Raw genomic sequence first — 22,019 nt, 5'->3', positions numbered from 1 at the left:
TAGTGACCCATTTCTGAACGGAGGTCATTATGTATCAGCACTTATGGGAATCAGGTGACGCAGTCGCTCTGGAGGTTGGTAAAGCGGTATGTGTGGGTCGCAATTACGTGGCACATGCCAAAGAGCTAAACAACCCAATACCCGATAACCCCCTGCTTTTTATCAAACCAGCCTCGGCATTTTGCCATTTTCAGTCGCCACTGGTACTCAATACCACGCTGGGTGAGCACCATTATGAAGCTGAGCTCGTACTGCTGGTGGGAGAGACCATAGATAATCACACCCGTGAGCCGTTGCAACATATCTGTGGGATTGCGACCGGGCTGGACCTGACACTCAGGGAGTTACAGAGCAAATTAAAACAACAGGGGCACCCTTGGGAGTGTGCCAAGGCGTTTGATAACAGTTGCAGTGTCACCCCATTCAGAGCCGTAAATGGCCTGGATGAAAACAGTGTGCTGCACTATCGGTTTTGGCAAAATGACGCGCTTAAGCAGCACGGAGACAGCAGCTTGATGATTTTTTCACTGACGAGCTTGCTGACTGAGATCAGCCGATATTTTACCCTGAACCCGGGTGATATCGTTATGACTGGCACCCCACAGGGGGTGGGGGCATTAAACGAAGGCGACACCCTGGCGTTACAGCTCCAGGATGCCCCTCTGTATAGCGCGACGGTTACTGTCAGGCGTTAAGGTCCGCGGAAGCGGGTTCAGCCTCTGGCTCTGTTACTGCAGGCGGGTCTTGCTGGTTGAGCGATGGGCTGAACAGCAGCACGATGCCCAGTAGCGACAAGGCGCCAAGCAGTAACCAGCTCACCGGCAGCGAAACCAGATTCAGTAAAGCGCCTGTCAGTGCGGCACCCAGCATGCCACCCATGCGGGTCGTTAGTGAGCCCAGTGATTCTATAGTAGCTCGCACACTGTCGTCGCACAGTTGATGCTGCAGCTGTAATTGTGCCGGCTGGGTCAGGCCAAAGCACAGGAAGAACAGCAGTAACGCTGCCACAAACCAACTGAGATCAGGTGCCAGTGCCATGGCAACCAAAGCCACCAGCTTAAGTAAGTGGGCAACAGCCATTGCCTGCCCCAGCTTTTGATTGAGCAGTGTACACAGCTTAGCACTGAGTACCGCGGCGACACCGTTCAGAGCAAAGGTTGCAGCCATGACGGCTGGAAATAACCAGGCCACTGAATCCATATCGACTTGCTCCAGCTGGTGAACAAAGATTGGCCAGAATTTTTCAATACTGGCGCTGACCGGGATCACGATTACCAGCGCAATGAGCAGTTTAGCCAGTGCTGGTTGACGCACTGTGCTGAGAGTGGTGCCAACATGTTGGCTCAGTGCCTGTTTAAAGCGCTGCTGAGCCGGAGATTTGACCTCTTTGACCCAGTGAAAGGTCAGCGGCAGCAGCAAGATAAAGCCGATGCTCGACACCACAAAGATCAGCTGATACATCTGCAAGGTCGACAGCGCAAGGTGATCGCCAAACGCCAGAAACAAAGCGGAGAGCACCGCGGAGGAGGCACCAATCCCATACGCCAGGCCATAGGTCGCGGCGAACCCCTGATTCAGGGTTTGTTCGCCTTCTGCTTCATGAAAGCGCTCCACAAACCAGGCGTTGAGTGTCCCACTCAGGGTGGCCTGGTTAAGCCCCCAGCAACTGACAGCAATCAGTAAAGTCACAAAATCCGTGGCGACCAACAGTAACAGGTTGGTCAGTAAAGCAAATATCAATGAACAGCAAAATAGTCGGCGACGGCCAAAATGATCGGCCAGCGCCCCACTGGGTACTTCACAGATGATGATCACGGCACTCATGACGACCATGGCAATGGCTATCTGGCTGACCACAAAGCCCTGCGCGAGCAGGTAAGGGGTCAGGATCGGCAGCAGCAACATGGCAGCAAACATGGTCAGACCGAGATGAATACCGTAACGCTTACACAATTGTTGTTTGGTCATGCGCGTCGCTCCTGGACCAGGTGAGATTGTGCTGAAGACAACACTTGATTGAAGCGTGTGGCAATGCAATTCAGATCTTCTTCATCGGTCATTATTTCATCATGGGCGCTGTGCAAGTCAATGTACTCGGCCTGGGGCAGCAAGGTTGCAAAGCCATTGTCGGGTAACGCAAAAGTGGCTTTATATACCGTCGCGACATCAAACACCGGTTCGAACAGGCCTAACGCCTCTGTTGGCATTGCTTCATCGTTGACCCGATCGGCGGTAAAAAAGCTCACCGGGTAGGCGTAAGGGTGGGCAGTCCGGAAGTGACGTACAAAGTCCACAAAAGCACGACCGATTGGCCAGGTTTCCAGGCTTGGGTCACTGTCCTGTACGCGTTGCTCTGCGTCGGCCAGTTGGGTTGCGCTCAGTTGCGGCAGGATGGGGTCAATCAGGAAGCTGTGTGCTACCTCATGACCCATAGACTCCAGATGTCTGGCAACTTCAAGGCTTAGGGCCGCGCCTTCGCAGAAACCACCCAGGTAGTAGGGTCCCTCGCTTTGATGCGCAACAATGCGTTCGGCATAATAACGCACCAGGCTCAGTTGGTTGAGGTGGCGACCGGTGAATATTTTCACGTTCTCCAGCGCATGTACCTCAAACTGCGTGCTTAATTTTTCAACCAGGGGATTAAAGCTATCTGCACTGGCCGCTGCGGGGAACAGATGCACAATGGCCGCATCTGCTATTTCTGCGGGGCGGATTAGCCCGGGTTCGAAATGTGGCAACGTTAACACGGCCTGTAGCGCCTCATCATCAGTCATGCAGTTGAACAGATCTCGATTTTGCTGCTCCAGCAGTGCCGCCTGGGTGCGAATGGTGTTGTGCTCTATCAAGAGCTTAGGCGTCAGCTGCCAACCTTCTTTGCTTGCTGCACTGCAAAAGTGCAACAGTCGAATAGAGTCAGCGCCATAATGCATCACAGGTTGCGTGACACACATGCTGTCGATGCCCAGCAGGGATTGCCACAGTGCCAAGAGCTTTCTCTCTGTTGCGCTCTCAGGTTCTACCACGGTATCCGACACCCGTTGCGGCTCAGGTAATCGACGCTTGTCGAGTTTCCCGCTGGTGGTCAATGGCAGCTGCTCGATGGCGCTTAAGGTATGTGGCTGCATATAGTCGGGCAGCCGCTGATTGAGTGTATCGCGTAGTGTATCAAGCTGCGTGTTGATGTCACCTGCCTCTGCCAGCACCACATAGCCATCAAGCTGGCTGTGGCCTTGGTGTTTGCGTACCACTAAGGCACAATTGCTGACTTCGGGGAGGGCATTGAGATGTTGTTCGATTTCTCCTAGTTCAACGCGGTGACCGCGGATCTTGACCTGCTCATCATTGCGGCCAAGATAAGCCAGTGTGCCATCTGGTTGCCAGTAAACCAGATCTCCGCTTCGGTAATAAGACTGAGGTTGACCAAACACTTTGAGCGTGACGAATTTTTCAGCACTGAGTGTATCGCGATTCAAATACCCCAGCGCGAGGCCTGCGCCGCCAATGTACAATTCGCCGGGACAGCCCAGCGGCAGCAGCTGGCCATATTGACCAATGACAGCAACGGCCCGGCCCTGGATGGGTTTGCCTATGGGGATACGGGTATCCTGACCAGTGATCTCATGACTGGTTGTACAACTGGAGCATTCCGTCGGGCCATAGAGGTTATAAAAGTGTTTAGGTGCGTACTGTGAATTGACCAGCTGATTAACCAGCTCCGGGGTCAGTGCTTCCCCGCCCGAAAGCAGATGCTCCAAAGAAGCAAACAGTGTGGGGTCTTGCTGGAACAGGGTGTCGAATAATGCCCGGGTCAGGAACAAGGTTGAGATCTGCTCCTCACACAACATCTTTTTGAACTCAGTGATCTGACTGAGTAAGTCGCTGTAACCGCAATAGAGGGTTGCACCATTGAGTAAACACATCCAGGTCTCAATGGTCGTGGCATCAAAAGCGGGATTGGCCAGCTGCATCATGCGTGATTGAGACGTGATTTTGATGTACTGACAATCAGCCGTGAAAGACGTGCAGCCATAATGCGTCAGTAAGGCGCCTTTTGGTTTGCCGGTTGTCCCTGAGGTATAGATGATATTGGCCGGGCTGTGTGGGGTCGTTTCACATTGCACGGGCTCAGTACTCAAAGATGTATTACCCAGGATGTCATCGACATTAAGCAGTGGCAATTGCGCAGAGTCAGCCAGGATCCCGGCTTCTTCAATTAAACTGTTTTGCGTCAGTAGCAGCTCTGCCTGACTGTCTTCAAGCTGATAGGCCCGTCGTGGCAGCGGGTCTTTATACGGCAAAGTGGTGTAAGCTGCACCAGCCTTAAGGGTCGCCAGCATGGCGATGACTAACGGAGCATTTCCGGGCAAATGTAGTGCAACTACCTGAACGCCCGGGGCAAATGCCTGGATTTGGGCTGCCAGACGATTGGTTTCCTGATCTAGCTGCTGATAGGTCCAGTGTCGTTCGGCGCTTTGCAGGGCGATGTGTTGCGGGTATTTGGCAGCGATGTGCGCAAATCGTTCCGTGATAGTCAGGAGAGGCGGGAAGGCGTCAGAATGACCACTGAGCAGGTGTTGTACGTCTAAATCTGACTGGCTAAGTAGCGGTAAGCTAAATAGCGTATCGCGTTCTGTCTCCATACTCTGTGCATAGGCGGTTAAGATCTGGGTATAGAGTGCAGCGATACGCTGGGCATGCTCTTTACTATATAGTGCGCTGGCATAGTTGAGGTTGACCTGAGCTTGATCTGGGGCCAGTTCCAAATGCATAGTCAGGTCAAACTTAGCGGTTACATTTGCATTTGTGTCGGTCATATGCTGCTGCCACAACGCATGTTCAGTGGCGTGCTGAAACTGACTGGAAGTAAACATGGTCTGAAACACCGGGTGGCGACTGGTGTCCATGGTCACATCCAGTGCTGATTTGATTTCCTCAAAAGGTAAATCCTGATGCGCCTTTGCTTCATTAACCTGACGTTGTACCAACGCCAGCCAGTCGCCCAGCGTGTGGCTCAGCTCAGTTTGAAGGCGGATTGGCAAAGAGTTTACAAAGTAACCCAGGATCTGCTGACAAGCCTGATTAGGGCGGTTGTCGCTGGGTAACCCGATAGTCAGATCCTGCTGGCCGCTGTATAAGCTCAGGGTATGGAACCAGGCTGCCAGACCCAGCGTATTGGTGCTGATCTTGTGACGTTTTGCCAGGGCCTGAAGTTGTTCGCTGCTGCCATCAGGCAGGGTCAGCGTGGCATTTGCCCCAGTGTGGTCAAACACTTTAGGTCTGGTGTAGGCGCAGGGCAAATGTAAGGCAGAATGGGCATCAAGTTGCGTTAGCCAGTAGTCTTTCAGTGTTGCAATACGCTGTGCACTCAGACGTTGTGCCTGCCAGTGAGCGTAATCATTAAACTGTAATGCGGGGGCAAGTGCCGTACCCTGATAACTGGCCTGCAGTTCAGTTAAGAACACACCCAAAGACCAGCCATCAAAGGCAATATGGTGCCATAGCAGATAAAGATAATTGTGTGACTCTGTACTCAACCAGGTGCCACGAAACGGGCGTTCCTCACTTAATGCAAAGGGTCGGGTAAATAGCTGCTGGCAGGTTTCATCCAGTGTGGCCTCATCGCAGTCTAGCTGTGTCAGTACAAAAGGGGTATCACAACACTGTTGCTGTATCTGACCCTGTGCACTGGAGACAAAGCAGACACTGAGTGCACTGTGTCGTTGACACAGACGCTGCAACGCTTGTTCCATTGCGTCTCTATCGCAGTCTTTGGAAAGCTTCAATAAGCAGGGAATATGATAGGTATGGGTCTGCTCGCTGACTTGCTGAGAAAACATCATTTGTGTCTGTCCCAGCGTCAGCGGCGCAGCATTGCTTTCGGCTGCAAAGATCTGTGTTTGCTCAAAGCACAGCCTGCTGTTGATGTTATGGCGTTGCAAATAGTCCAGCAGCTGGGTTTTATGAGCGCGGATTGTCGCCACTATGTCCGACTGGCTTACATCACTCTGGCTGGCAAGTTTTAGCTTACCTTGGTCTTGCCAGACACTGATCTGTTGGCTTTTCAGGGTGTACATTAACTGGTGCATGGAGAACCTCATTATAATTCCATTTCAAATTCGGCGTCAGGGATGGCTTGTTCAGCCAGAAGCCGATCTACGGCGGCAGCAAATTCGGCCAGTACCGGATGCGTCAGTAGGGTGGCCAGTTCAATACTGACCACAAATGCTTTTTCGCACTCGGCGATTAACCGGGCGGCTTGTACGGAAGAGCCACCCAGTTCGAAAAAGTCATGATTGATGTTCAACTCAGACACGCCAAGCAGTCGCTGGCAGAGTTCGAGCACGGTTTGTTCTGTTTGGGTTTGTGGTGCCCGTTGTTCGACCTGAAGCTGATTCAGTTCAGGTTGTGGCAGTTGTTTCAGATCCAGCTTGCCATTTAAGGTCAGCGGGAAGTGACTCACAAACAGTAGGTGTTTTGGTCGCATATAAGGGGGCAGCTGTGCGTTCAGCCAGTTGAGCAAGGTGCGAGACTGTGACTCTGCCACTTGTACGGTGTCATCCTGATTCAACACACAGTAAGCGATCAGTTGTTGTGCATGACCTTGCACCTGACAGACGACGGCCTGAGCTATATCGGGATGCGCCAGCAGTTTAGCTTCAATCTCGCCCGGCTCTATGCGATAGCCATTAATCTCCAGCTGCTGATCGGTACGTGCTACAAACTGCAGGGTGTCTTTATCTACGCGGCGTACTAAGTCACCAGTCCGATACACCTGCTCATGGAGGCGTTGTGAGCCGTGATGTAGTGTGAGTTCGAAGAAGTGCGCTGCTGTTTTATCGGCATTTTGCCAATACCCCAGTCCGGTACTACTTCCTGCACTGTGCAGCTCGCCACAACCACCTGGTGGCACAGGTCGCTGATATTTATCCAGTACATACAAACGGCTATTACGAATAGCGCGTCCTATGGTGACAGGCTGCTGCGGGAGCACCTCGGCCTGGCTGATACAGACACTGGTTTCACTGAGTCCGTATTCGTTGTACAAGGTTTTTGCCAGCGGTATGTGTACCGGATTCAGTGGCGCGCCGCCGACAAACAGGACGTCTAACTCGCACGCCGCCAGCAGATCCGGAAATTGATTGACCAGTACGGTGGGCACGAACGCGACATCGACCTGCTGACGACGCAGGAAATCACATAATCTGGGCACGTCACGACGGATCGCCTCAGGCATGATCTCGAGTCTCGCGCCCGCAGCAAGCGCAGGAAATATCTCTATGATGGACGCATCGAAGACGTATTCTGCATACTGGCTGGCAATCACCTGACGTGATCGACCAATTAAGCGGTGGCTGTACATCATATGTTCTGAGAGATTTATCAAGCCGCGATGGCTGAGCATGGCCCCTTTAGGTGTGCCAGTAGTACCTGAGGTATAAATGAGATAAGCGAGGCGATCAGCGTTGTGGTTAAAGTCGATACAATAAGAGTCGGATTGCGTTTCTGGCCAGTCACGCCAGTGATACAGCAAAGTGGGCACCGTTGACCAGCTTAATGCATCATCACTGAGTAGCAGTGCACACTGTGCCTGCTCCAACAGGGTTTCGCGCCGGGATTGTGGGTGGTTAGGCGATAGCGCGACGAATGCCGCACCTGCCTTGAGTGTGGCCAGCATGGCGATGATCATATCGCAGCCTTTGTGAAAATGCAGCGCGACATGGGCTGGCTCAACACCCGGTGTACCCAGGCGCTGATGCAGTGTAGCTGCCAGTTGTGACGACAAGCTATCCAGCTCAGCATAACTCAGTTGCTGGTCTTCAAATGACAGGGCGATGTTGTGTGGTGCACGTTGGCAGGCTTGTGCAAAGCAGGCTAACCAGTTTGTCTGTGATTCACTGTACTGCTGAGCCTGTTGGGCAACGAGTGCCTGAAACTGTATGTCACTCAGTAGTGGACAGTCGCGCACCGCGCGTTCCGGTGCACTCACCAGGTTCTCTAACAGTACCTGGTAGAATGTCAGGAATTGCTCGCAACGAGTAGCATCAAAGCGGGTCGTGGCATAGGTGAACTGCCCTTGCAGCTGAGTGCCGTCGTCTTTAAAGACCATATTCCATTCAAACTTGGCCGGGGTATAGGCGTAATCCTCTGGGTTTTCCTGGATCACTTCAAAGCCATTAAATGCCTGATCCATTGGATTGAACTGGTCCAGAGTGAAGAACAGCTGGAAGAGCGGCGATAAGCCACTTTGTCGTTCAACGTTCAGTGCGTCTGCCAATACATCCGCTGACACACCCTGATGACTTTTGGCTTCATGAACCTGTCCCTGCACTTGTGTCATGAGTGCGGTAAAGCTGAGCGTGCTGTCCAAGCGCAGAGGCAGCGCCAGGGTATTAACAAAGTAGCCCATCAGCTCATGACTATCCGGATGGGCGCGGTTGTCGCTGGGGGTGCCAATGACAATGTCATCCCGGTCAGCCCAGAAGCAAGCAGCGAGCTGAAAACTGCTAAGCAGTGTCGCATACAGACTTACGCCCTGTTGTTGTGCCAGAGTGCGTAATGACTGGGTCAGGATATCGGGTAATGTGAAGGTCAGCGCCCGGCCTTGCGGATCATAACTGGCACTGCGGCTAAAGTCGCTTTCCCAGGGAGTCAGGTCTATACCGGCAAACGCCTGCTGCCAGTAAGCCAGCTCAGTGCTTTCATCTTGTTGACTGCGCCAGTGCGCGTAATCCCGATAGGTCAGTGCTGGAGGCGTGATAACTTTGCCAGCCATTTGCTGATCCAGCTCATGAATAAAGCGTTCGACTGACCAGCCGTCAAAGGCGATATGATGAAACACCAGTAGCAGTCTGTAGCTAGGCAAAGGCCCAACGCGTAACTGTGCCACTTTCACCGGAGCAGAAGTGTCCAGTGCAAACGGTGCATTGACAAATTCCTGCAACCCTCTGTCATCATTGCCGCTCACAGCCAGTACCTGACAGGGGATGGGATAGCGAGTTTGGCTAATGTACCAGTGCCCTTGCTCATCCTGTTCGTAGCCTTGTTGTAACACCAAATGTCGGCTGATCACCTGTTGTACCCCCTCCATCAGGGCCTGCTGATGAGCGAGGGAGTCGCAACCCAGCATGAGTGGGATATGATAGGCACCGGCGGTGGTGGCAAGGCGCTCACTTAGTAACATGGCCTGCTGTTGCGGGGTGACGGCGACGCGCACAGTAGGATCAGTGAGCACGGGGATTGGCTCAATATTATGTTGAGAATCCAGGTTAGCCAGCAGCGCAGCGGGTGTCTTATGGGTAAACAGTGCTTTGAGTGTGACCGGCAGTGATAAGGTACGCTGCATTTTGGCAACCAGCGTCATCGCACTGAGTGAATTGCCACCCAGAGCAAAAAAGCTGTCATACATCCCCACTTGCTCCACTCCCAGATGCTCAGCCCACAGTGCACACAGATCTTTTTCCAGCGGGCTTTGCGGCGCGACATAGGTGGTGCTGATGCTGACGTCCAGTGGCGTGAGGGCTCGGGCATCGACTTTACCAGATGGCAGCAGAGGTAAGGTCGCACTACATTGTATTGCCGCCGGGTGCATATAGTCTGGTAGGCGCTCACTCAGCCAGGGTAATAACTGCTCGAGCGTTAGGGTGCTGTTGGTGCCGAGATACGCAACCAGTGCAGGTCCCTGAGCCAGTGTCTGTACTTTCACACAGGCTTGTTCAATGTCGCCATGTTTTAGCAGCACGGCTTCAATTTCGTTGAGCTCGATTCGATATCCCCGGAGTTTGACCTGCGCATCATTACGGCCCATAAATTCGAGGTTGCCACAAGGCAGACGACGCGCCATATCACCAGTGCGGTAGGCACGTCCGGCCGCGGTGGTGATAAAACGTGCTTCGGTTTGTTCTGGCAGATTGAGATAGCCGCGGGCAATACTGTGGCCCCAAATGAGTATCTCACCAGGACAGCCCACTGGCAGCGCACTTAAGGTGTCATCGACGATGTCGATGGTGACATGGCTGAGGGGCTTGCCAATGGCTTTGAGGTTTTGCTGTTGGGCAAACTGGGTATGGACTGTTGCTGTTACCGTGGCTTCTGTGGGGCCATATTCACTGAACAAGCGCTGCTGCCAGGTATCGATCAGACTTTGACTACAAGACTCTCCACCAAAAATCACACGCCGGATGGCGCTGGCCTTACCGCAGTGACCTATGGTCTGTAAATGCGATGGCGACGCTACCAGGTGGGTGACTTCCCGGTCGAGAATTTCTTCTCGCATTGCCAGCGGGTCGTTACAGCTGCGTTCGCTGGGAATGATCAGGCAGGCGCCATTGAGCAGAGTCATAAATAGGGGTTCGACCGAGGCATCAAAAAAGTAAGGTGGTAACCAATAGGTCCGCTCGTCAGCGTCGAATTGATAGACCTCTGAGATACTATGCACCAGCGCGTCAACGTGGCCATGCTCAACCATGACGCCCTTGGGTTGTCCGGTACTGCCTGAGGTGTAAATGACATAGGCAAGTTGCTCAGTACAGCCTTGCGGTAACGCATCATCCGCCGGGCCTGTTAGCAGTGCCTCTGTTGTGACCACAGGCAAGGCACTCGGCTGCGCCAATTGCTGTGCCTGTGTGGCCAGGTGGGGAAGTGTCAGTAGCAACGCCGCGCCACAGTCGCTGAGAATAAACTGATTACGGCTACTGGCTTGGGTCGGGCTCAGGGGCACATATGCTGCGCCAGCAGCGAGGGTGGCTAGAATAGCGGTGACCATCTGTGGGCCACGGACAAACATCAGCGCGACTTTGGGGTCGTCATGATGGGCAATCTGAGCGCGCAGATGAGTGGCCAATATCCTGACTTCCCGAGCCAATGCTCGATAGCTCACCGTTTGTTCCTGGTAGATAAGTGCTGTGGCATCCGGGGTCTTTTCTGCTTGCTCGATAAAGCGTTCATACAGGTGCTCATACACCGGCTTTTCAGCACTCAATACGTTGCTTATGGATTGTGCCTCAGGTACATAACTGTGTGACTGCAAAGGCTGGTGGGGCGCGGCCACACAGGATTCAAGCAAGTGAATAAAGGTCTGACGAAAGGCATCAATGTAAGCATGACTGAAGCGGTTTGGGTTGTAATCAATCTGACCTGAGATAATCTCTTCGCTGTCATCCAATGCCAGCAACAGGTCAACCTTAATAGGCTGATACAATTCTTCATCACTGAGTAGCGGGCTGAGCGCAAAGGGCAATGACAGCGCGGGGTCGAGCTGACTGGCCAGCTTTTGCACACTGAACATGATTTGCAGCGCACTTTGCTCGCGGTCGTCCTGGGCAAAATATTGAACCACTTCGTCAAATGGCAGATCTTGATGTTGCTTGGCCTGATGCAGGTTTTCTTTCACCTGCGAGACCAGTTGCGCGAAGCTGGCTTGTTTATCCAGTTGTGCCCGCAAGGCCAGGGTGTTGACAAAAAAACCAATAATATCCTGCGTCTGAGGATGATCCCGGTTGTCAGATGGAACGCCAAGCAGCACATCATTCTGATTGGTGAAGAGCATCAGAGTGTAATAATAGGCACTGAGCAACACACTAAATGGCGTTGCACTGAGGTTGCTGGCCAGCTGACGGATCTGCGTGCCGAGTGAGTCGGGCAGAGTGAAGTATAGGTTGCTGCCGCGTGTCAGTGGTGTACTCAGCGGCTCACTCAGCGTCTTTGGCAGCCGGGTTGGCAGCGCGCCTTTTAAGTATGTTTGCCAGTAATCATGGGCTTTTTGTTGGTCCAGATCTCGGTGCCAGGCCGCGTAGTCAAAGTACGATAAGGGTGACGTTTGTTGCACAGCCCACAAGGGATCACCCAGGGCCTGGCCCAGCTCAGCAAAAAACAGCTGCATTGACCAGCCGTCAAAGGCAATGTGATGCCATAAAAACAACGTGTAAGTGGTTGATGCACAGTGATAATGCACCACTCGCATGGGGGCGTCCTGAGTTAGATCAAACGGTGTCAGCACCTGAGCTTTCACCTCTGCTTTGAGTGTCTGGTGATCTGCGCATTCATGCTGCTCTGAGCGCCATATCGTGCTACGAGGCTGGCAATAGAGCAGGTCGTCATGCTCTACAATCTGGCTGTTTAAGATCGGATGACGCACCGTCAAGGATTGAATCGCGTTATCCAGTGCTGCAATATCAAGGGGATGCGTGTGCTCAACCAGCATCGGAATATGATAGGCACAGCGCTGTGGCTGCATTCGGTCAACAAATAAGAGTCTTGCCTGGGCATTCGACAATGAAGACAGCTGCAACACAGACCAGTTTAAAAAGGCCTGCTCCGAGTGTATCTGATGCTCTTCAAGCAAAGCCAGCAAGCAAGGCTTGTTGGCTTTTAACTCGGCAATCAATTCTGCTGCGACGGTTTCCTCATATCCCAGTGCCAGCGAATTGTTGTCACCCAGCCAGACCCGCAAGCCTTGCGCATGTAGTTTTTGAACAAAAGATAACATATTAAAGCTCCATGACCTGCTTTGCGCTGGTCTGTGTTGCACGCTGTGAACGAACGATGGTATTTACCTGAGTGCTGCTCAGGTGCTCAGCCAGTGTGGCAATATTTGGGTAATTCAGCAGGGCTGATAGCGGCATAGCCAGCTGCATAGACTCCTGCGCTTCGCGTACCAGCTTGACTGCCAGAATAGAGTTCCCACCTAGCTGGAAAAAGTCATCCTGGATCCCCACCTGACTCACCCCCAGGATCTGTTGCCAGAGCTGGCAAAGCTGCCGTTGTAATGGTGTCTGAGGGGCGACATAGTTACTCTGACTGGTCAGGCTGGGCGCCGGCAATGCTTTTTTATCCAGTTTGCCATTGACGGTGAGCGGAAATGCGTCCAGCGCAATCAGCTGGTCCGGGATCATATAATTAGGCAGACGTGTAGCCAGGCGTTGACGCAGCGCTTCGCACTCACTGGTATGCACGGCAGGAACTATGTATCCCACCAGTGCTGTTTGCCCCTGATTGTCATAAGTCAGTACGCAGGCTTTTGAAATTTCGCCGAAGGTCAGTAACTGCGCTTCTATCTCACCCAGCTCTATCCGGTGACCCCGGATCTTGACCTGATCGTCCAGCCTACCCAGATATTCCAGATGTCCGGTTGGGAGCTGGCGTGCTTTGTCACCGGTGCGATACACCCGACATTCACGCTCGCTCAGGGTCAGGGTAAAGAAGCGCTCTGCGCTTAGCGTATCACGGTTCAGGTAACCCGCTGCCAGGCCTGCGCCGGTGATATAGAGCTCACCCGGGCAACCTACAGGGACAGGGCGATGTTGCTCATCCAGCACCAGCGCCTGCATGTCGGCAAGCGGCTGACCGATGTCGGCAATGTGACGTGGCATAGTAGCGCTCAGAGTCAGCGCGGTGACGTGTACTGTGGTCTCGGTGATACCATACATATTGACCAAAGTGATGCGGTCACCATATTGCTGCCACCAGGGCGCCAGCTTGCTATAGTTCAGTTGCTCACCGCCAAAAATGACATAGCGCAATGTGTTGAGCGGCATCTGAGCGGTGCTGGCGATGTCGGCAAAAGTATAAAACGCACTGGGCGTCTGGTTGAGTACGGTGACGCCAAATTGCTGACATTGCTCGACAAATTGCATACTGTCGCGGATCTCCAGATAGTCCGGAATAAACAGCTTGCCACCATAGGCCAGTGCGCCCCAGATCTCCCAGACACTGAAATCAAAGATATAGTCGTGGTATAGCACCCAGGTATCTTGTGTTGAAAAGCTAAAATGCTGTTCGGCTGCGCTTAGCAAACGGGCGACATTGCCATGGGTCTGAACCACGCCTTTGGGCTTGCCTGTGGTGCCAGAGGTATAGATGACATAGGCTGGATCTACGCCTGTGATGGAGCTGGTGGGCGATGTGTCCGGATAGCTGAGCAGGGTTGCCTCATCCTCAAGGAAAAGGGGAGTCAGCTGCGGTGTATTCAGGTCATCAATGAGTTCACGATAGCTGATAACGACCTGTACCTGAGCATCCTCGAGAATAAAGCCATTACGACTGACGGGCGCACGTGTAGACAGCGGCACATAGGCAGCCCCCGCTTTTAGTACGCCGAGAATCGCAACCAGGGTATCCGGGCCCGGCGGTAAATATAGTCCGACAAACTGACCGGCCACATTTTGGGCCATCAACCAGTGTGCCAGCCGGTTCGCACGACGCGTCAGCTGATCGTAACTCATGGAGCCTGTTGAGGTGAACAAGGCGGTATTGCCGGGTTGGCGCTGTGCCTGTTGCTCGAATAAGGCAATCAGACTTTCACTGGAGTGCAACGGAGTAGTGAGCGGTTCAGGCTGCGTTGCCGCGGGTGCCAGTGCAGCCAAAGGTTGAGACAGTGCGGATGGAGACGTGCATGTCACCAGTTGCGCTAACAGGTGAGCAAAATTGTTGGCCATAGACTCAATAAACCAAAGATCATAGCGACTGCGGTCATATTCCCATTGCATGACGACTGGGCGGTCCGGATCCTGACTGTGCATGTCCAGCATCGCAATATTCAGCTCGAATTTAGCATCCTGTGCTGGTGCCCCCTGATCAAGTTGAATGTCCTTGAATGTATCCTGGGGGGTTGCGGGCAGTGGCGTGTCCTGGAAGGTAAAACATACCTGAAACAGCGGGTTTACGCCGGGAATACGTGGCACATTGAGTGCATCAACCAGCGCTGGGAAGGGTAAAGCCTGGTTCGCTTGTGCTTCTGCGCATACCTCAAAGCTCTGCTGGATAAGTTCATTGATGGTGGTCTGCGGATCACTTTGTAAGCGGTGTACCACCGTATTCACCAGCATACCCATGGTGGTTTCAAGCTGAGGGTGATTGCGATTGGCCATGGCTGAACCAATACAGATATCCTCATCTCCACTGAAGCGCGACAGTACGACATATAATGTGGCCAACGTAGCCGAAAAGGGGGTTATCTGATTGCGCTGACAAAATTGCTTAAGCTGTTGCCAGACACGTCTGGGTAGTTCAAGACGAAAGGTATCGGCGCTGACGGGCACATCTTGTGCCAGCTGTGAAACAGGTAAATTGATACGCGGCGAAGCGGATTGTAACTGAGTCTGCCAGTACAAACGTTGCTGCTGTGCCTGCTCGCTGTCCAGCCACTGCGCCTGGTGGCAGGCATAGTCGGCATATTGGATGACATCGGGCATTGTGGCAAGAGATTCGCCATTGTTGAGCTGGGCATACAGGGCCAGTAATTGTGTTGCAAACTGATTGGCTGACCAGCCGTCATGGATCAAATGGTGCTCTACTTGCAGCAAGACGTGTTTTTCAGTATCCAGTTTAACTAGTGTCCAGCGTGCCAGTGGCAGGCTGTCTAGCTTGAATGGGGCATTAAGCCGGGCCAAATGCTGGGTGATCTTCGCTTGGGCGTCCTGTTCACTCAGAACGCTGTAATCTAAGACTGGCAGTTCAGGGACACAATGCGGGTGGATATGCTGAAGCGGCTCGTGCAGGTCAAATGACGTTCGATAAATTTCGTGGCGCTGAACTAACGTACTGAGTGCACCTTGTAGTACCGCCGGGTCGAGCACACCGCTCAGCGTCAGGCGGCTGACCGAGTGATAGGCGAGATTATCGGGTGCCTGGCGTGCTAAAAACCACAACCCACTTTGTTGTGCAGACAGCGGCGCCGTGTGTTGATGGTGTGCTGCGCGCGGAGCAATGTCGACGGGCGGACGGGCGTTGTGAGTTAGTAACGCCTGCCAGATCTGTGCCGGGGTACGCAAGCGGTAAATCAGCTGGGTATCCAGATGCAATTTAAGCTGTTGCTGAACTTCATTGGCGATACGGATAGCAGAGATGGAGTCACCACCTTGTTCAAAGTAATCACTGTGCCAGTGTAGCTCTGCCGGGCAATAGCCCTGCATCAGGGTCAAAAAGGCGTGCTGCGTATGCGATAACTGAGCATCCTGATGGGTGTGTTCAACTTCAATAGGTAATGCCGCCAGTGCGCGTTTGTCCGTTTTGCCATTTTCTGTCATCGGCAGCTGACTGAGCAGAACGATCAGGTCGGGCTGCATATAATCTGGCAGAGTGCGGCTAAGGTGGTTGGCGATGTCCTGAGTCTGAGTTGCTTCATCGTGCTGTGTCACGACATAGGCGGCGAGTAAGCGACGATTGCCCTGTTGTTTGATAACGCAACTGACCAGTTTGACTGTGTCTAAAGTGGCGATGGTTTGTTCGATTTCCTCGAGCTCGATACGAAAACCGCGTAGCTTGACCTGACCATCGTCACGGCCGGCAAAATGGTACTCCTGACCATCAAAGGAGGCTAAGTCGCCTGTTTTATATAAGCGGCTGAAACCGCTGGCATCGGACTGGGGGTCATAAAACGGGTTGGCGATAAAGCGACTTTGGGTCAGCTCATCACGGTTGAGATACCCGAGTGCCAGGCGCGGGCTACTAATATATAATTCACCGACCTCACCTTGTGGACAGCGATTAAGCTGGGGATCCAGCACATATAAGCGCGTATCATTGAGCGGCTGGCCAATATTCAGCTCACTGTCTTGTGGTGAAAAGCGATGCAAGCTGGTTGCAACGGTGTTTTCTGTCGGGCCATACCCATTATAGATCGCGGTGACCTGGCTGTAAGCTTCGAGCATGGCTACGTTGGGTGTCTCACCGGCCACGATCAGGCATTTGAGTGCGCTGAGTTGTTGCGGTGGAATTAATGCCAGCAGTGCAGGCGGAATAGAGGCAAACTCGATGTTATTTTGCTGTACCAGTGTGCTCAAGGCTTGCGCATCTTTACGCTCGTGCTCGCTGGCAATATACACGCTTTGGCCTAGTAATAAATGGACGAACAGTTCGAATACGCTGGCATCAAAAATGTAGGAGGCAAATAGCAAGGCGCGCTGATACTGTGGCGTGTTGAACGCGTCAATATGGGTGTCGGCGAGGTGTAAAATATTTTGCGCCGGGATCTGCACGCCTTTGGGTTGCCCGGTTGTTCCTGAGGTATAAATCACGTACCCTATCGCGTCTTGCGTTTGTGCGGGGGCTGTGTCGAGTGCCTCACGGGGGCAGAGGGTGTCCACGCACAGCTGCGGACGATCCGCAATGGCGTCAACCTTACTGAGGTGACTGTGGGTTAGGATCAAAGCTGGCTGGCTATCTTGTAAAATAAACTGGGTCCGTTGCGCCGGTGCATCGGTAGAAATGGGAATATAGCCAAGCCCGCAATGCGCAGCTGCCAGCATACTGACAACCATATCAATGCCGCGCTCGTGATAAAGTGCAATGTATTGAGAAGAAGGGGCTGTTTCTGCCTGTTCACACAGTTGCAGACGAATGTGCCCAGCAAGGAAAGTAACCCGCTGTGCTAATTCCTGATAGCTGATATGATTATTTTCATAAATAAGCGCAGTTCGATTCGCATATTTGCCATAAACTTGTGAGAGAGTCTTCGCCAGTGGTGGCATACCACGGTCTGAAAAATGCTTCGTGTTCACGTCTTCTAGTCCTTCGCTAACATGTTCAACTTGGTTGCGTGTGAATTATGTACACCAACTGTGTACAAATTGTGTCTTTATTGTTTTTTTTTGGATATTTTGGCGCTTTTTTTTATGCTGGCGGTATTGCAATTTGTGTTATTTTGTCGGTCACTTTTGATATTCATCGTTACTTAGGAATAAATCATGAAAATTAAGCAATTGGGCACGCCATTTAGTGCGACTGCGTGTAAGGTGCTGTTATGTGGTGGCGGAGAGCTGGGTAAAGAGGTGGTGATTGAGTTCAAACGTCTGGGCGCAGAAGTGGTGGTGTTAGATAGGTATGACAATGCGCCAGCGATGCAAGTGGCTGATCGCAGTTACACTTTATCTATGCTGGACGGTAATCAACTGGCTGCAATTATTGAGCAGGAGCAACCAGACTATATTGTGCCAGAGATCGAAGCAATTGCGACCGATACATTAGTGGCGCTCGAGCAACAGGGGTTTACTGTGGTGCCTTCTGCAAAAGCGACACAGCTCACTATGAACCGGGAAGGGATCCGTCGTCTTGCAGCCGAAGAACTGGGTCTGGCAACTTCGCCGTATCGATTTGTCGACACACAGCAGGAGTTTGTCCATGCTGTTGCCGAGATTGGCATGCCCTGTGTTATTAAACCTATTATGAGCTCCTCGGGCAAAGGGCAAAGTGTGGTGCGTAGTGAGGCTGATCTGGAAGCCGCCTGGACCTATGCGCAACAAGGTGGGCGCGCAGGTCAGGGCAGGGTGATTGTGGAGGGGTTTGTTGATTTTGACTACGAAATTACCCTGCTGACAATTCGCCATATTGATGGCACCAGTTTCTGTGAGCCGATTGGGCATGTGCAGGAAGGTGGAGATTATCAGCAAAGCTGGCAACCACAGGTAATGTCTGAGTTGGCATTGTCGCGAGCCAAAGCGATGGCAGAGCAGATCACAGAAGCACTCGGCGGACGCGGGCTGTTTGGGGTCGAACTGTTTATCAAAAACGATGATGTGTATTTTAGCGAAGTCTCACCGCGGCCTCATGATACTGGCATGGTGACCCTGATCTCTCAGGACCTCAGTGAATTTGCCTTACATGTGCGGGCGATCCTGGGCTTGCCAATTCCCAACATTCATTGTCACGGCCCCTCGGCATCCAGTGTTATACTGGTCAACGGTACATCACAGCAGCTTAGCTTCACTCAGGTTGCCGAAGCGTTGAGTGAAACAAATACCGACCTGCGTTTATTTGGCAAACCTGAGGTGGTGGGTCAACGTCGGATGGGTGTGGCGCTGGCGCGCGATGCAAGTTGTGATCTGGCTGTAGAGAAAGCAAAAAGAGTAAGTTCAACTATAGGCACGATTTTATGACAAACAAGGTAATGGGCGATCTGGTCGCCGGGTTCTGGCGTTTACTGGACTGGCAGCAAGGCCCAGCCCAGACTCTGGATTTTGTAAAGCAACTGACAGAGCTGGGTGTACGAGATACCGATCATGCTGACATTTACGGCCAGTATGAATGTGAAGCGGCTTTTGGCCGTGCACTGGCGTTGCAGCCGTCGGTTCGGGATCAGATCAGCATCATCACCAAATGCGGTATTCGACCTGCGCTTGCCAGCAAAGGGCTTGCGGGTAAGGCGAATCACTATGACTCAAGTCAGGCCCACATTATCACCTCAGTGCAGCAGTCTTTGCAGCATTTTGGCACCGATCGCATTGATACCTTGTTGATCCACCGCCCGGATTATCTGATGGATGCCGATGAAGTGGCTGAGGCGTTTACCCGGCTCAAACAAAATGGTGATGTATTGCATTTTGGGGTGTCGAATTTTACGCCTTCTCAGCTGAGCCTGTTGCAGTCTCGTCTCGATTTTGAGCTTGTGACCAATCAGATCGAGTTTTCACCTTATGAAATGAAAGCACTGGATGATGGTACTTTAGACCAGTGTCAGCAGTTGCGTATACATCCTATGCTGTGGTCACCGTTGGCAGGCGGACGTATATTTGCCGAGGCAGACGCCAAAGCGCTGCGATTGCGTGAGTGCCTGAGTGAAGTGGCTGAGGAAGTTGGGGCCAGCGGCATTGATGCGGTGATCTATGCCTGGTTGCTGATGCACCCAAGCAAACCGTCCGTGGTGCTGGGTACCGGCAACATCGAACGAGTGCGCACCGCTGTGGCGGCACGTACGTTGACGTTATCCCGTGAGCAATGGTATCGCATCTGGCAGGCATCGACCGGTCATAGTGTACCTTAATGAGTTAGATCGCCGGACTTAGAGTGTAAAGTCCAGCGCATAACTCACATACGCCTTGATGTCATCATCGGCATCAAGGTCTGTCTTCACCAGTCCCAGCGTGAGTCCGCCCGTGCTCAGACTGACGCCATAATCCATGTAGCTGTCATCCTCACCCGTCCATTCCATAACAGTATCGCCACTTGAACGGCCGAGGTGTAAGCCCAATTCAGATTCAGAAAACACCGCAAACGCTGCGTTGAGTTCCAGATATAGCATATCCTCTTCCGTGCTTGAGTCGCTCTGTGCAGTGGTCAGGTGACTGAGTTTGACAGTGAAATACTGCCAGCCAACCGAGGCAAAGAGTTCACCAAAGTCGATGTCGCCAGCTGCATCCGGATAGGCATAATGAATGTAACCCAGATCATAACTGAGCTGTTTGAATTCGCCGCTGAAGCCCGCGTAGAGATCCAGCTCATAGCTGGTACTGGCTGTATCGCCAAAGTCCACGTTGGACGCCCAGGCACCAAGATAAAATCCTTTCCCGCTGTCATAGTCCAGCCCGCCAGAGACGGTGGCACCATCATCCGATTGGGTGATCCCGCGCCAGAAATAATTGGAGCTGGCGGCCACATTGGCGCTAACGGAAGCTGACGTATCGGCCAATGCCAGTGGGTGAGCGAGTAGCAGTGAGATTGCACAGATTAATGAGTATTTATTGTTCATGTAGAGTCCTCTGGAGCACAAAGTGGTTGTCGCCCGGGAGGTTGCAATGGCTAAGCCAGCCTTGAAGAAAAGACGAAGTTCCAATTTACTGTCTTGATTTAAATGAATATATTTTCAAGCAGGCAGCGTGCTTAGATAAGGGGGAAAAGGTTGGATGCACGCCGCTGGTGCATTTTTGTTCGTCGTTGCACAATGATCAGGCAGATTATAACTACCTGATCATAGGGACAAATTGTTCGGTTACCCGAAAATTGCACGCATTAGTGAAATGGTTTCGTCGACGCTACGGCCTTTTTCTACTTCAGCGATGATAGAGTCGCGCTTGGCACGAATATGTTCAGGAATGCTGTCGTCACTCAGAGCCCGATCGACTAAGGTCTCTGCTGACTCTTTGCTGCGGCGGGTGGTTCTGGTGGTGCTGCCAGAACTTGTCCGTTTTGGCTTATTTAACAGCTTATAGTAGTTGGAGCTTTGTGGCGTGTCTTTGTCCGCATAGAAAAAGAAGCATGGCAATAAGGCTTTAATGGCGCGCAACCTGGCTTCAAACTCGTCTGCAGCATTGCCCGTTGCAAACCAAGGCATCTTATTAATGGTCACGACAATATCCTGCCAGTAACGTTCGAAATCTCGGTTTGTTAGCTTAGCAATGCCGAGCGCCTGACACAGGGCGTCCAGTTTGCTGTTAACCAGCGGAGTAAATACATCCGGGCGGCGCATCGCAAGCAGGCGAGTGGCAGGCGCCAGAGTCGGTTTTTCGTCGCTGTGACCGAATGCCATCAGGTAAGCCAGTACAAACTCCTGATAGTGCTGCTGAGTGACTTCGCCTTCGAGCGGAATATGAGCCAGTGCCGTATCAAACTCACCGGGCAAGTCAGCCAGGAGTTGATGGAATCCTTTGGCACTTTTGGTTGAGGCAAACCACTCCACATCGAATTGATATACACCGGTATCCAGGCTGGCAGCATGTTTACCACTGAATGCTAGGCGGTCTTCGTTGATCATATCCTGCAACGGCGTAGCACGTAACGCAGCCAGGTAGTCAATGAGCTTGAGCTGTTCTGTCAGTGCCAGCTCTGATTCTCGCTGACGAATGAATTCGCAGATCATCGGCCAGGGCGCAATACGCAGTGTTTTTAGCTGCAAAAAGCTGATAGCGCTGATCAGCATGTCCTGAAGTTTTTTCACAATAGGCAACTGATGATCGTCCAGCAGCTCAAAATTAATGCGGTTCTTAGCTACATCCAATAGCTCATAGCACCATCCCAGAAAGTCTTCTGGATGATTTTCAACCTTAACGGCCATCAGGTTGAGACTGATCTCGGTCGCCTGTTTCAGGATGTTCTGGTAAATCTGACTTTCTTGTTCGCCCAAAGCCATATTCGACGGTGAAATGAGCAGCTTCTTCATGTCGCAGCGGTTCTCCAACTAGAGGGTTAATTCAGACTATTCAGTTTAGCGAAAGGTCGGTAAAACTGACAAGGGCGTGGATCATACCGGGATCTCCAACAAGTGCAATGCGAGATATGGCGGATTGAAAAATCTTCCGGGGTGAAGGTGAATT

General features: G+C 52.4%; 9 protein-coding genes. 3 read left to right on the top strand and 6 right to left on the bottom strand.

Annotated features, from left to right (window positions below; translation table 11 throughout):
• Positions 1–29 precede the first annotated feature (29 nt).
• The gene (locus CWC22_RS18555) at positions 30–695 is read left to right on the top strand and encodes a fumarylacetoacetate hydrolase family protein (protein ID WP_125564340.1); all 666 of its coding nucleotides are present in this window, start codon (positions 30–32) and stop codon (positions 693–695) included.
• On the opposite strand, the gene CWC22_RS18550 is transcribed toward CWC22_RS18555, so the two are convergent.
• The 4 genes from CWC22_RS18550 to CWC22_RS18535 are packed head-to-tail and all read right to left on the bottom strand — an operon-like array spanning position 685 to position 17,495.
• Entirely contained in the window at positions 685–1,968 is a 1,284-nt protein-coding gene (locus tag CWC22_RS18550) for an MFS transporter (RefSeq protein WP_125564342.1), read from the bottom strand. The two genes, CWC22_RS18555 and CWC22_RS18550, sit on opposite strands and share 11 nt — an antisense overlap.
• Positions 1,965–6,086, bottom strand: a complete 4,122-nt coding sequence (locus tag CWC22_RS18545) for a non-ribosomal peptide synthetase (RefSeq protein WP_138537703.1) — start codon at positions 6,084–6,086, stop codon at positions 1,965–1,967. Before CWC22_RS18545 ends, CWC22_RS18550 begins: the two co-directional genes overlap by 4 nt.
• 11 nt (positions 6,087–6,097) lie before the next feature.
• Positions 6,098–12,484 carry a non-ribosomal peptide synthetase gene (locus CWC22_RS18540; RefSeq protein ID WP_138537702.1) on the bottom strand — a complete coding sequence of 2,129 codons (6,387 nt, stop codon included), beginning with the start codon at positions 12,482–12,484 and terminating at the stop codon, positions 6,098–6,100.
• Between the two features lies 1 nt (position 12,485).
• Complete coding sequence (locus CWC22_RS18535; RefSeq protein WP_138537701.1) at positions 12,486–17,495, bottom strand: non-ribosomal peptide synthetase; 5,010 nt, start codon at positions 17,493–17,495, stop codon at positions 12,486–12,488.
• A gap of 186 nt (positions 17,496–17,681) precedes the next feature.
• Here CWC22_RS18535 and purT point away from each other — a divergent pair, with 186 nt between their 5' ends.
• Both purT and CWC22_RS18525 read left to right on the top strand, forming a co-directional pair.
• On the top strand, positions 17,682–18,869 hold the full coding sequence (purT, locus tag CWC22_RS18530; RefSeq protein ID WP_138537700.1) for a formate-dependent phosphoribosylglycinamide formyltransferase: 1,188 nt from the start codon (positions 17,682–17,684) through the stop codon (positions 18,867–18,869).
• Positions 18,866–19,753, top strand: a complete 888-nt coding sequence (locus CWC22_RS18525) for an aldo/keto reductase (protein WP_138537699.1) — start codon at positions 18,866–18,868, stop codon at positions 19,751–19,753. Before purT ends, CWC22_RS18525 begins: the two co-directional genes overlap by 4 nt.
• A gap of 18 nt (positions 19,754–19,771) precedes the next feature.
• Here CWC22_RS18525 and CWC22_RS18520 read toward each other — a convergent pair whose 3' ends face one another.
• A complete protein-coding gene (locus CWC22_RS18520) occupies positions 19,772–20,458 on the bottom strand; it encodes a TorF family putative porin (RefSeq protein WP_138537698.1) in 687 nt (228 codons plus the stop codon).
• Between the two features lie 240 nt (positions 20,459–20,698).
• The gene (locus tag CWC22_RS18515; protein ID WP_138537697.1) at positions 20,699–21,865 is read right to left on the bottom strand and encodes a hypothetical protein; all 1,167 of its coding nucleotides are present in this window, start codon (positions 21,863–21,865) and stop codon (positions 20,699–20,701) included.
• Between the last annotated feature and the right edge of the window lie 154 nt (positions 21,866–22,019).

Source organism: Pseudoalteromonas rubra, assembly GCF_005886805.2.
In the GTDB taxonomy this organism is placed as follows: Bacteria; Pseudomonadota; Gammaproteobacteria; order Enterobacterales; family Alteromonadaceae; genus Pseudoalteromonas; species Pseudoalteromonas rubra_D.
The sequence above is the reverse complement of the archived record's forward strand: the minus strand, read 5'-3'. Positions and strand labels throughout refer to the sequence as shown.